Below are 13,510 nucleotides of genomic sequence, written 5' to 3'. Positions count from 1 at the left end.
ATAAACGGCCTCCATCCTGATTTGCAGGATGGAGGCCGTTTTGTTTGTATATAAATGAATTGTATGACTAACCGATCATTCGATTTTTGCTCGCCTGAATCCCTGCGATAAGTAAAGCAATGGCCAGAATGACCTGTATTAGCAACGGAAGGGTCCATCCCTTTGTCCAGTCATGAAGCATACCGAACAGTAGAGGTCCCACTGCCGCGAGCATATATCCGAAGGACTGGGCCATACCGGACAGGCTGGCAGCTTGTCTGGCATCTTTTGTACGAAGGACGAAGAACATCGTTACCATTCCAAACGAAGCTCCAGCACCTATTCCTGCCAACGTGACACCGATGGTAACGAGCGAAGCGATGCCACTTAACAATAAAGCATACCCGACAATTAAAGAAGAGCATGTTATCGCCGTTAGAACACGCTGATCTTGCGTTCGGCCGGCGAGGATTGGAACGATAAAGGTAGCCGGTACACTAACCATCTGCATTAGGGAGAGCATCCACCCTGCTGAGGTTGGGCTGAATCCTTGCTCAGCGAGAATCTCGGGAAGCCAGGTAATCGTTGTATAGAATATTAGAGATTGCAGACCCATAAATAAAGTAATGAACCAGGCCAGAGAAGAGGTCCGTAGACGTACAGGCGTCCCTTCACTTTGTGTGGCTATAAATAACATTCGCTGACGTCCTGATGCGATCTGGGGGAGCCACAAGAGAAGCGCCAGTATGGACAACAAGGCCCAGATGCCTAACGAAGCACGCCAACCCATAGATGTGGCTCCTGCTAAGGGCACACTCACACCTGAGGCGATGGCGCCAAATATGTTCATGGATACAGAGTATAATCCGGTGACGATACCTACCCGCAATGGAAAATCACGTTTGATCAAACTTGGCAAAAGCACGTTGCTTAATGCAATGCCGCACCCCAAAATTGCGGTTCCTGCATATAAGGAGAGAACGGAAGGCAACAAGCGTAAGGCCACCCCAATGGTTACGATCATAACAGCCAATAGCAGAGCAGATTCGAGTCCTAAACGTTTGGCAAGACGTGGTGCAAAGGGGGAGACTGCTGCAAAGGCGAGCAAAGGTAGTGAGGTCAGAAGCCCGGCCATCGTATGGCCGATACCTGTATCTGAGCGGATCATCTCCACAACGGGACCTGTTGCCGTAATCGGTGACCTCATCGTAGCGGCGATGACGATAATGCCTGTTAATAACAGGCCGATTCTTTTGGATGTCGAAGAATGTTCTTCATCGGCATGGATAGATGAGTGTTGCTGTATTGAAGATGACATTGATAAAATCTCCTGTTTCCTAAGAAGTTAATATGTATGGATTGTTACATAATCCACTCCGTAAGCATAACATTCCATGTCAATGTTGAGCAATGAAATGAAAAAACACCCAATGGACCGTGGGTCCTTGACTAGCGTGTGAACTCTAACGAATCCACGAAGTCTTATAATGGGTAAAACCGCTATTTTTACATCCTAACGAACCTCAGCGACGTTAATTAGGCTATGAAGTACATATATGTGAGTTAATACCCCAGAATTGGTGAAATAAGCTCTTTAAGATTCGTTAGAATTCCATGCTGCTGAATTTGGAGCACATAAAGTGTCCTATGTTCGTTAGAACATCGATAATGCCACGTATTGCTATAGAGTGAGCAAATGTGGGCGCTCCAATGCAGCGACATAGAGCATGTAACGAAGTGAATGCTCCGACGAACCGTTGGGGTTCTCATCCCCAGAACGCAAAAAGAAACTTCCCGAAGGAAGTTTTCTTTTTATACGTCCCAGGAGGGATACTCTCCTTGCAGTCGAGACTGCGAAGTAGTGCTAACGACGTGAATGCTCCGACGAACCGATGGGGTTCTCATCCCCTGAACGCAAAAAAAGCTTCCCGAAGGAAGCTTCTTTTTAATACGTCCCAGGAGGGATTCGAACCCCCGACCGACGCCTTAGAAGGGCGTTGCTCTATCCAGCTGAGCTACTGAGACATGAATTTTTTCAAGCAAAATTGATTTTATCATATGCATACAGGAATATCAAGCATTTTATTTTAAACTGTTTTTCGTATATGATATTTGGCGGCAGTAACGTTTTTTTCATTATATTTAAGGTTATGTTAGAATATCAGGAGAACTCAAAAATAGATCAACAATCGTTTTAATATATACATCTATTTAGGTTGATTCCAACTGGAGATTCAGGATATAGAGGAGGTGCTCCCATTAAGGAATCCACGACCCCGGAAACCGAGCATAACAACAATATTGTGCTGTTTCCTAAGACGCTGGACTATTACCAGATTCAATTGACAGTTATGCTTGAAAATGAACGGTATGGTGAAGCGATGAAATTGCTTCACTTTTTGCTGCAATGTCAGGGACAGGAAGAGCGCCATTATGATGAATGGCGGGCTCTGCTCGAATGGCTTCAGGCTGCGTTTCCTCAATATGAAGAAACCTCGCCTGTCGTTCTTGAAGAACAAGAAGAAGAGATTAGTGAGGAAGACATGGCACGGCAGCATGCCCGAATGAAGCTTGAACAGGATGATGGCTATGCTGATAAGATGCTTCGCACAGTCATGGAAGAGCCGCTGTCTGAACAGACGATGCTGGCTTTGGAGCAGCTGGCCTATCTTGATCTGCCGAAGATTGACGAGGCACTTACCAGTTGGTTAAAACATAAGTCGCTTCACCCTCTGCTTCAATTTCGGGTGCTGCAAACCTTGCGTCGACGAGGTGTTCAAGGTATGATCCTGTTTACGAGAGGCGAAGAGCAGGTTGAAGTCGAGATCGACACCGTGCCTCTTAGACCAGAAGAATTCCCGCTCCAAATCGTTCAGATTCTGGAACGAGTGGCAGATCAGACGGAGGTTCATGAACCTACGCTCTTTTATTTTGCCCAGGAACTGTGGATACAATATGTCATGGCGGTGTATGGAACCCGTGATTATGTATCGATGCTGGAAGAAAATGATTCCATGACAGATATATGGGCAGCAGCTCTACATATGACCGTTGCAGACAGTCTGGGTGGTTCGCATGATGAGGAAAATACCCGCTCAATGTATGCTGTGACAGGCGCGATGCGCTTTCGACTGGAACAGGCTTATCGTTCCATGAAACAATTTGTATCTGCCGGTTTGGATGGTTAATCGAGGCCGGAAACGTTTTCCTTAAACTGTATCAAGGGATTCCCCTTGAAAAAGAATCTAATCTTGTTTATACTAAAATGGTTATTTTGTACGTGATTGTCTACGTGAACATGTGAATTTTGGAGGGGAAAGTATACAATGAAAGCAACTTGGGAAAAGATAGAGAAGAACCTTGGGGTTCTTGAGGTTGAAGTGGATGCAGATCGTGTAACTGCAGCACTCGACAAAGCTTTTAATAAAGTGGTTAAACAAGCAAACGTACCTGGATTCCGTAAAGGTAAAGTACCACGTTCCATCTTCGAAGCACGTTTTGGTGTAGAGAGCCTTTATCAAGAAGCAATCGACATTTTGCTTCCTGAAGCTTATACAGAAGCAATCGACCAAACGGATATTTTCCCGGTTGATCGTCCTGACGTAGATGTTGAACAATTCGCTAAAGGACAAACATTCAAGTTCAAAGCTAAAGTAACTGTGAAACCTGAAGTTACTCTGGGTGAGTACAAAGGAATCGAAGTTGCTGTAGCAAAAGGTGAAGTAACTGACGCAGAAGTGGCTGAAGAACTTGAGCGTCTTCAACAACGTCACGCTGAACTCGTTGTAATTGACGAAGGTTCCGCTGCTAACGGCGACGTTGCAGTAATCGACTTCGACGGTTCGGTTGATGGTGTACCTTTCGAAGGTGGACAAGCTGAGCGTTATTCCCTGGAACTGGGTTCCAATACATTCATCCCTGGATTTGAAGAGCAAGTTGTGGGTCTTTCCACAGGCGACTTCAAAGACGTAGAAGTGACTTTCCCAGAGAGCTACCATGCAGCAGAACTTGCTGGCAAACAAGCGGTATTCAAAGTGAAAATTCACGAAATCAAACGCAAACAACTTCCTGCATTGGATGATGAGTTTGCTAAAGATGTTAGCGAATTCGACACATTGGAAGAGTACAAAGCTGACCTGAAAACACAATTGGAATCCCGTAAAGCTGACGAAGCCAAAGCTGCACAAGAAAATGCAGTTGTAGAAAAAGTGGCTGAGAACGCTGAAGTGGACATTCCTGCTGCAATGGTTGAGAGCGAAGTACAAAACATGATGCGTGATTTCGACAACCGTCTGCGTAACCAAGGTATGAACCTTGAAATGTTCCTGAGCTTCTCTGGCCAGACTCAAGCTGACCTGAGAGGACAAATGCAAGAAGATGCTTCCAAACGTGTTCGCAACAACCTGGTGCTTGAAGCTGTAGGTAAAGCGGAAAACATTGAAGTATCTGACGAAGAAGTGAATCAAGAACTCGAGAAAATGGCTGAATCTTACAAGCGTCCTGCTGATGAGATCCGTGGCATCCTCGAAGGTAATGGTTCCCTGGACAGCCTTCGCGATGAAGTAAAACTGCGTAAAACGATTGACGTTCTTGTTGAGAACAGCACAGTTGTTGAACCAGTTGAAGCTCCAGCTGAAGAAGTTGTTGCAGAAGCTGACGAAAAATAAGACAAGCTGTTATCAACTTGTCAGTTGAATAAACGATAAGGCACGTGAATTATTGCGTGCCTTATTTTTAAATTATGACATCCATTTTATAGAAAATGAAGTAATTATATGGATGAATACTAATTTTATTGATCCGTGTACACTTTTTACATACCTATGTACTTCATGCAAATAAAAAACGGTAAGACGGCATAGGATGGCTTCAATTTGCACATACATAGAAAACATGGTTAAATATGATCAGGCTAAAAAAGTAAACAAACGGATGTCTGACCCCTCTTGTGAAAAATGACATTGTCACAGGAAAGTGTTAGAATGAATTTGGGTTTGCTTTACAGGTGGCCTATGTCTAATTACATGTAGAAAAGAGGTTGGTCTCATGAGTCTGGTGCCAATGGTTATAGAACAAACCAATCGAGGCGAGCGGTCTTACGATATATATTCACGTTTGCTGAAAGATCGCATTATCTTTCTAACCAGTGCGATTGATGACGATGTAGCCAATCTTGTCATAGCACAGCTTTTGTTTTTGGCAGCCGACGATCCTGAGAAGGATATCAGCTTGTACATTAACTCACCTGGTGGTTCTGTCACCGCAGGGATGGGTATATACGATACGATGCAATTTATCAAGCCGGATGTATCTACCATTTGCGTAGGGATGGCAGCAAGCATGGGCTCGTTATTGCTGACAGCCGGTGCACCTGGCAAAAGATATGCGCTGACAAACAGCGAAGTAATGATTCATCAGCCGCTTGGCGGCATTCAAGGACAGGCTGCGGATATTAAGATACACGCAGAATGGATTATTAAAACACGTCAGAAACTGAATCAAATATACGTCGATCGTACGGGTCAGCCTCTTGAGAAAATTGAGCGGGATACAGACCGTGACTTCTTCATGAGCGCTGAAGAAGCTAAGACGTACGGCATTATTGACCAGGTGCTCAGTAGACCGATCAATTCCTAAAGGGGTGGTTTCATGTTTAAATTTAACGATGAGAAAGGGCAATTGAAATGCTCTTTTTGCGGTAAATCTCAGGAGCAGGTACGCAAGTTGGTCGCTGGACCAGGCGTGTACATTTGTGATGAATGTATCGAACTTTGCACCGAAATCGTTGAGGAAGAACTTGGTCATGATGAAGAAGTAGACCTGAAAGATATTCCGAAACCAAAAGAAATTCGTAATATTCTGGATCAATATGTTATTGGACAGGAACAAGCGAAAAAATCATTGTCTGTTGCCGTGTATAATCACTACAAACGGATCAACACACAAAGCAAAATTGAAGACGTTGAATTGTCAAAGAGTAACATTTTGCTGTTAGGACCAACAGGTTCTGGTAAAACGTTGCTTGCGCAAACGATGGCGAAAATTTTGAATGTTCCTTTTGCTATTGCGGATGCTACGTCATTAACAGAAGCGGGTTATGTAGGTGAGGATGTAGAGAACATCCTGCTCAAACTGATTCAAGCTGCTGATTATGATGTGGAAAAAGCAGAGCGTGGCATTATTTATATCGATGAGATTGATAAAGTAGCGCGTAAATCCGAAAACCCATCCATTACTCGTGATGTATCGGGCGAAGGTGTGCAACAGGCTCTCTTGAAAATTCTTGAAGGAACTGTGGCTTCTGTACCACCACAAGGTGGTCGTAAACACCCTCATCAAGAATTCATTCAGATCGATACAACAAACATCCTGTTCATTTGCGGCGGTGCCTTTGATGGTCTGGAGCAAATGATCAAACGCCGGATCGGTAAAAAAGTCATTGGCTTTAATACCGTTTCTGAGCAAAAAGATCTGAAACCAGGTGAATACCTGGGTATGGTATTGCCGGAAGATTTGCTGAAATTTGGTTTGATTCCGGAGTTTGTAGGCCGTCTACCAGTCATTTCCACTTTGGAGCCGTTGGATGAAGATACGCTGGTACGGATTCTTTCCGAACCAAAAAACGCGCTTACCAAACAGTACCAAAAACTGCTTGAGCTGGACAATGTGAATCTGGTCTTTGAACCAGCTGCATTGCTCGCGATTGCAAAAGAAGCAATTAAACGTAACACAGGTGCACGTGGATTACGTGCCATCATTGAAGGTATCATGCTGGAAATCATGTATGAAGTGCCTTCACGTGAAGATGTTACGAACTGTGTCATTACCGAAGAAGTTGTTGAGAAAAGAGTCGTGCCTGAACTAAGCCAATCAAAGGACGATAAGCAGGAAGAGAGCGCCTAATAAAAGGCCTGAATCCCGTTGAACTCTGAAATATAGACTTGTCAGTTCTCCACTTTGGCAGAAGGCGAATTCATGTCTCTGTCAGGGTGGAGCTTTGACGTTGTGGGGAGAGAAATCACTCATGTATTTAAGACAGGATACACGTCCCGTGAAAGTGGGAAACGTAACGATCGGTGGCAGTAACGAAGTCATTATCCAAAGTATGTGTACAACCAAAACGGCAGACGTTGAAGCAACGGTTGCAGAGATTCTGCGACTGGAAGAAGCGGGCTGTCAAGTGGTACGTGTAACGGTGAATAATGAGGAAGCTGCCGCAGCCATCAAGGAAATTAAAAAACGCATTCATATACCGCTCGTAGCGGACATTCATTTCAACTATAAGCTGGCTTTACTTGCGATTGAGAACGGCATCGATAAAGTTCGGATTAATCCAGGTAACATCGGTAAACGTGCAAAAGTGGAAGAAGTGGTTAAGGCTTGTAAAGACCGCGGCATTCCGATTCGGATTGGAGTAAATGCGGGTTCTTTGGAAAACCATCTCCTTGAGAAGTATGGATATCCTACGGCAGATGCTATGGTAGAAAGTGCATTGTATCACATTGGTATTTTGGAAGAGCTTGATTTCCATGATATTATCGTATCTCTCAAAGCATCGGATGTGCCGATGGCGATTGAGGCGTATACCAAAGCAGCTCAAATCATTCCGTATCCGTTGCATCTCGGAATTACCGAAGCGGGTACACTGTTCTCGGGTACGATCAAAAGCTCCGCAGGTATGGGAGCCTTGTTGTCGATGGGTATTGGTTCAACGATGCGGATCTCACTGAGTGCGGACCCGGTAGAAGAAATCAAGGTTGCTCGTGATCTGCTCAAAACATTTGGACTCATTACAAATGCAGCCACATTGATCTCCTGCCCAACGTGTGGACGTTTGGATATCGACCTGTTCTCCATTGCCAACGAAGTGGAAGAGTATATCTCCAAACTGAAGGTGCCGATTAAAGTATCGGTGTTGGGTTGTGCGGTTAATGGTCCAGGTGAGGCTAAAGAAGCGGATATCGGGATTGCCGGTGCTCGTGGAGAAGGTCTCTTGTTCCGTCACGGCAAGATGATCCGTAAAGTGCCTGAAGAAATCATGGTTGAGGAATTAAAAAAAGAGATCGACAAAATCGTCGAAGCCTACGAAGAGACAGGTGTTATTCCTGGTCGTTCGCACTGATTGATTCATATCTTGTTACAGCAAAAGCTCGCCAGCGATGGCGGGCTTTTTATTTTCTCGCATACAAATTCCGCATCGCCCGTTTACGTCGCGTTGAAAAGGCTATACTACCAAGTATTAGCATGATCTCATATGAGAATAGCGACAAAATAGGAGGATGTGAAGACATGGAATTTGGTATGGTCATCATGTTGATTCAGTTATTTTTTGGAGTGGTGATTGGTTTGTATTTCTGGAACCTGCTGCGTGGTCAGAAAACAAACCGCAGTGCCGTTGAGCGTGAATCTCGCAAGGAACTGGAGAAGCTGCGCAAGCTGCGTTCGATCTCACTCACCAAGCCGCTGTCGGAGAAGACGCGTCCAGCTACCATTAACGATATTGTTGGGCAAAAAGACGGGCTACGTGCCCTTAAAGCTGCATTATGCAGTGCGAATCCGCAACATGTTATCATTTATGGCCCTCCCGGAGTCGGGAAGACAGCTGCCGCAAGGGTCGTGTTGGAAGAGGCCAAGAAGAATCCATCTTCTCCATTCAAGCCAGACGCCAAATTCACGGAGCTGGATGCAACAACAGCCCGTTTTGATGAGCGCGGTATTGCGGACCCCTTAATTGGTTCGGTTCATGATCCGATATATCAGGGAGCAGGAGCTATGGGCGTTGCTGGTATTCCCCAACCAAAACCGGGCGCTGTGACGAAAGCGCATGGGGGAATGCTTTTTATAGATGAAATTGGTGAATTACATTCGATACAGATGAATAAGCTGTTGAAAGTGTTGGAGGATCGCAAGGTGTTTTTGGAGAGTGCGTACTATAACTCGGAAGACACGCATACTCCTGCTTATATCCACGATATTTTTCAAAATGGCCTGCCGGCCGATTTCCGCCTTGTTGGAGCAACGACACGTTCGCCGCATGAATTGCCACCTGCTTTGCGTTCCCGCTGCATGGAAGTTTATTTCCGTCCTTTGTTGCCTGAGGAGATTGGGCGAATTGCAGAGGATGCTGTTCAGAAAATAGGGTTCAGTCCATGTCCGGATGCCGTTGATGTGGTCAAGCGATATGCAACCAATGGACGTGAAGCGGTCAATATCATCCAGCTTGCTGCTGGACTTGCGCTGACAGAGAAGCGTGAGACGCTTCAGGCGTCTGATGTGGAGTGGGTGGCGGGTAGCAGCCAGATTCAGCCACGGCCTGATCGGAAGGTCCCTACACAGCCGCAGGTGGGGTTTGTTAACGGCTTGGCGGTATACGGACCGAATATGGGAACCATTTTGGAGATCGAAGTGTCTGCTGTTCCGGCTCTTAAAGATCAAGGCCGAATCAACATTACAGGCGTTGTGGATGAAGAAGAGATTGGAGGCGGTTCGCGTACACTCCGGCGAAAAAGTATGGCCAAAGGCTCGGTTGAAAATGTGTTAACCGTATTAAAAGCCATGGGTATTCGTCCGAATGATTACGATTTACACGTGAATTTCCCAGGTGGGACGCCTATTGATGGTCCATCCGCCGGGATTGCGATGGCGACTGCCATTACATCAGCCATTCAGGGACGCCCTGTGGATCATGAGACAGCGATGACTGGCGAGATCAGTATTCATGGTCGGGTTAAGCCTATTGGTGGCGTGCTGGCCAAGGTGGAGGCTGCCTTTCAGGCAGGAGCGAAGACCGTTATTATTCCTGCGGAGAACTGGCAGTCCATTTTCGAGAATCTGGATGGCTTGCGTGTTATCCCGGTAGATACGGTACAGGACGTATTCCGTGAAGTGTTCGCCTGGGTTCCGGAATCACAACAGATGGAACAAACGAAGCTTGCAGAGGAGACAGTTGCACCTGCACCGGAGATTTTTCCACCGGCATCCGCTTCCTATTTGCGTGCGGACGTGCCTCGTCCAGGACAGGTTACAGATTCGGGAAGCTGCTAAGCGCTTCCCTTCATTGGTTTTTTATGTGAACATTTGATAGAATAATGAATGACTACAACCTGAGAGCCATTGGAGGTGCGAAAGCGATGGGACCGAGCAAAGCGAAAGGTCGTCGTTTTCCTTTACTGCCTTTAAGAGGACTTCTCGTCTACCCGAGTATGGTACTGCATCTCGATGTGGGCCGGGAGAAATCGGTCAAGGCTTTAGAAAAAGCGATGGTAGAAGAACATCTGATTCTCCTATGTTCCCAAGCCGAAGTAAATATTGAAGAACCAACACAAGAGGACATTTTCAGAATCGGAACCGTGGCCAAGGTCAGACAGATGCTGAAGCTTCCGAACGGTACGATTCGTGTACTCGTGGAAGGCTTGGAACGGGCTGAAATTATTGAATATACGGACAACGAGGAATATTATGAAGTACTGGCTAAAGAGCTGCCTGAAGAGGAGAACACCCATCCGGAGACGGATGCCTTGATGCGTACCGTTCTGAACCAGTTCGAGAATTATATTAATCTGTCCAAAAAAGTGACACCAGAGACACTCGCAGCGGTGTCTGACATCGAAGAACCAGGGCGTCTGGCCGATGTCATCACGAGTCACCTGTCCTTGAAGATCAAGGATAAACAGGAAATTCTGGAGACCATCGACGTTCGGGAACGTCTGGAGAAATTGCTGGATATCCTGAATAATGAGCGCGAAGTGCTGGAGCTTGAACGCAAGATCAGCCAACGTGTGAAGAAACAGATGGAGAAAACGCAGAAGGAATATTATTTGCGCGAGCAAATGAAAGCGATCCAGAAAGAACTGGGTGAAAAAGAAGGCCGTGCGGGTGAGGTCGAGGAACTTCGCACTCAGATGGAAGAACTCGGCTTGCCGGACAAGGTGAAAGAAAAGGTCGAGAAAGAAATTGATCGACTGGAGAAAATGCCTGCGAGTTCAGCCGAGGGCGGAGTCATTCGCAACTACGTGGATTGGCTGCTTGGCCTTCCTTGGAGTCAGATGACAGCGGATGATCTGGATATTCAAAAAGCCGAAGATGTGCTCAATGCAGATCATTACGGATTGGAAAAACCCAAAGAGCGTGTGCTTGAATATCTGGCTGTCCAGAAGCTCGTCAAGAAGCTCAAAGGGCCAATTCTCTGTCTGGTTGGACCTCCAGGGGTCGGTAAGACATCACTTGCCCGTTCGATCGCCAGATCACTGGGTCGGGAGTTTGTAAGAATATCTCTTGGCGGCGTACGTGATGAAGCTGAGATTCGTGGTCACCGACGCACTTATGTAGGCGCCATGCCTGGGCGTATCATCCAGGGGATGAAAACGGCAGGTTCACTGAATCCGGTATTCCTGCTGGACGAGATTGATAAGATGGCTTCAGACTTCCGCGGAGATCCTTCTGCAGCGTTACTTGAAGTCCTTGATCCGGAACAGAATAATACGTTTAGTGATCACTTTGTAGAATTGCCGTTTGACTTATCCAACGTTATGTTTATAACAACTGCCAACACGGTGCACAATATTCCGCGTCCATTGCTGGATCGGATGGAAATGCTCAACATCCCTGGTTACACGGAGCTGGAGAAGCTGCAAATTGCGAAAAACTATTTGTTGCCCAAACAGAAGCAGGACCATGGTCTGGAAGAAGAGCAATTGGAAATTCCGGATGACGCGTTGTTGCGTGTAATTCGTGAATATACACGGGAGTCCGGTGTGCGTAATCTGGAACAGCAGATGGCTTCGTTGTGCCGGAAAGCTGCCAAAAATATCGTATCTGGTGTGGAAGGTCAGATTAACATCTCATCAGATGAGATCAAAGACTACCTTGGACCTGGCAAGTTCCGTTATGGTATGGCCGAACTGGAAGATCAGATTGGTACTGTAACGGGTCTGGCGTGGACTGAAGTGGGTGGAGATACCCTTGTCATTGAAGTGACAGTTGTGCCTGGAACAGGTAAATTGACTCTCACAGGTAAACTGGGGGATGTCATGAAGGAATCGGCACAAGCCGCATTCAGTTACACCCGTTCCAAAGCTACACAGCTTGGGATATCGCCTGACTTCCATGAGAAGAACGATATTCATATCCACGTTCCGGAAGGAGCAATTCCGAAGGATGGTCCATCTGCCGGGATTACGATGGCAACAGCGTTAATCTCAGCCTTGACGAACAAACATGTGTCCAAGGATATCGCGATGACTGGTGAAATAACACTGCGTGGACGTGTGCTTCCGATTGGTGGTCTGAAAGAGAAATCACTGGCAGCCCATCGTGCCGGCTATAAAAAAATATTATTGCCTAAGGATAACGAACGGGACCTGCGTGACATTCCAGACAGCATCAAGGAAGATGTGGAGTTTGTCCCTGTAGCCCATATGGATCAGGTATTGCAGCATGCACTTGTTGAGCAGGCAGGAATTCACCTGTAATCCACGTATCCGAAAGGTTCGTATGAAGAGTAGACCGTTCTGCGGAGGCTTCGGCGTCCGCTGGAACGGTTTTTTTGGTATGATAGAACAATCCATGGCATAATACCTTCAACAGGTGATGCATAGCACAGGCGTTCAAGAGAGGAAAGATACAATATGAAAGTAAATCAATCTGAATTTATTATCAGTGCCGTTCGGCCTGAACAATACCCCGAGGACGGTCTGCCAGAGATTGCTTTGGCGGGACGCTCCAATGTGGGAAAATCTTCCCTGATCAACCGTTTGATCAATCGTAAAAATCTGGCTCGGACGAGCTCAACACCGGGTAAGACACAGCAACTTAACTATTATAAAATTAATCAGGATCTCTACTTCGTCGATTTCCCGGGATATGGCTACGCTAAAGTTTCCAAGGAGCAACGCTTTGCCTGGGGCAAAATGATGGAGAAATACTTGCTCGGACGCGAAGAGTTGAAACTGGTTATGCAGATGGTGGATATGAGACATGAGCCATCCAAGGATGACAAGATGATGAATGAATGGCTTCGTCATAACGGATTGCCTTTGGTTGTCGTTGCAACCAAGATGGACAAGATTCCAAAAACACGCAGAGCCAAACATATCAAAGTCATTAAAGAATCACTGGGTCTTCGTTCAGGGGATTTGTTTGTGCCGTTTTCATCCGAAGAGGGATTGGGGAAAGAAGAGTTATGGGACATCATTACCCGCCATGCCCGCATAGATAAGTATGCACCAGTGCTGGAAGCAGAGGGTGCTTCTGATGAGGAAGAAACCAACGAAATTAACGGATAACCGAGATAGTATACCGTTTTAGTGCAGGAAAGTGAGCATGCTAAGTGAATCTTTGATGAGATCCAGATTAATCCGGTTTTTTATGGGATTTCGTGAGAATTCATCATCTGGGTCTGGAGAAAAATAGCGTTAGGGTAGTGTATAATGAGCATAGGTGCATATTGCCAACAGTACCAAAAATACCGGCCTTGCCGGCCTGAAGAATTTTGAGATGACTGCTACATGTGCAGGAAGACAAAACAATCGGG

9 protein-coding genes and 1 tRNA gene are annotated in these 13,510 nt (G+C 46.1%); 8 read left to right on the top strand and 2 right to left on the bottom strand.

Annotated features, from left to right (window positions below):
- Positions 1-67: 67 nt before the first annotated feature.
- Complete coding sequence (locus MKY87_RS09430) at positions 68-1,297, bottom strand: CynX/NimT family MFS transporter (RefSeq protein WP_340964117.1); 1,230 nt, start codon at positions 1,295-1,297, stop codon at positions 68-70.
- Positions 1,298-1,930: 633 nt separating this feature from the next.
- Positions 1,931-2,004, bottom strand: a tRNA-Arg gene (locus tag MKY87_RS09425).
- 233 nt (positions 2,005-2,237) lie between these two features.
- Here MKY87_RS09425 and MKY87_RS09420 point away from each other — a divergent pair.
- The 8 genes from MKY87_RS09420 (at position 2,238) to yihA (ending at position 13,262) form a co-directional block, all read left to right on the top strand.
- On the top strand, positions 2,238-3,167 hold the full coding sequence (locus MKY87_RS09420) for a hypothetical protein (protein ID WP_445259889.1): 930 nt from the start codon (positions 2,238-2,240) through the stop codon (positions 3,165-3,167).
- Between the two features lie 138 nt (positions 3,168-3,305).
- Complete coding sequence (gene tig, locus MKY87_RS09415) at positions 3,306-4,646, top strand: trigger factor (protein WP_091037594.1); 1,341 nt, start codon at positions 3,306-3,308, stop codon at positions 4,644-4,646.
- 379 nt (positions 4,647-5,025) lie between these two features.
- Positions 5,026-5,616 (top strand): ATP-dependent Clp endopeptidase proteolytic subunit ClpP, encoded by a 591-nt coding sequence (gene clpP, locus MKY87_RS09410; protein WP_036605886.1) that lies wholly within the window; start codon positions 5,026-5,028, stop codon positions 5,614-5,616.
- A 12-nt stretch (positions 5,617-5,628) separates the two neighbouring features.
- The gene (gene clpX / locus MKY87_RS09405) at positions 5,629-6,882 is read left to right on the top strand and encodes an ATP-dependent protease ATP-binding subunit ClpX (RefSeq protein WP_036605887.1); all 1,254 of its coding nucleotides are present in this window, start codon (positions 5,629-5,631) and stop codon (positions 6,880-6,882) included.
- Between the two features lie 121 nt (positions 6,883-7,003).
- Complete coding sequence (gene ispG / locus MKY87_RS09400; protein ID WP_076216934.1) at positions 7,004-8,101, top strand: flavodoxin-dependent (E)-4-hydroxy-3-methylbut-2-enyl-diphosphate synthase; 1,098 nt, start codon at positions 7,004-7,006, stop codon at positions 8,099-8,101.
- A 167-nt stretch (positions 8,102-8,268) separates the two neighbouring features.
- Positions 8,269-10,023, top strand: coding sequence for an ATP-dependent protease LonB (gene lonB, locus MKY87_RS09395; protein WP_133387115.1), 1,755 nt, complete (start codon positions 8,269-8,271; stop codon positions 10,021-10,023).
- Positions 10,024-10,109: 86 nt separating this feature from the next.
- Complete coding sequence (gene lon / locus MKY87_RS09390) at positions 10,110-12,449, top strand: endopeptidase La (protein WP_338588371.1); 2,340 nt, start codon at positions 10,110-10,112, stop codon at positions 12,447-12,449.
- Between the two features lie 156 nt (positions 12,450-12,605).
- The gene (gene yihA / locus MKY87_RS09385; protein WP_124117707.1) at positions 12,606-13,262 is read left to right on the top strand and encodes a ribosome biogenesis GTP-binding protein YihA/YsxC; all 657 of its coding nucleotides are present in this window, start codon (positions 12,606-12,608) and stop codon (positions 13,260-13,262) included.
- Positions 13,263-13,510: the final 248 nt, after the last annotated feature.

It is taken from the genome of Paenibacillus sp. FSL R7-0198 (assembly GCF_038000415.1).
GTDB lineage: Bacteria > Bacillota > Bacilli > Paenibacillales > Paenibacillaceae > Paenibacillus.
The sequence above is the reverse complement of the archived record's forward strand: the minus strand, read 5'-3'. Positions and strand labels throughout refer to the sequence as shown.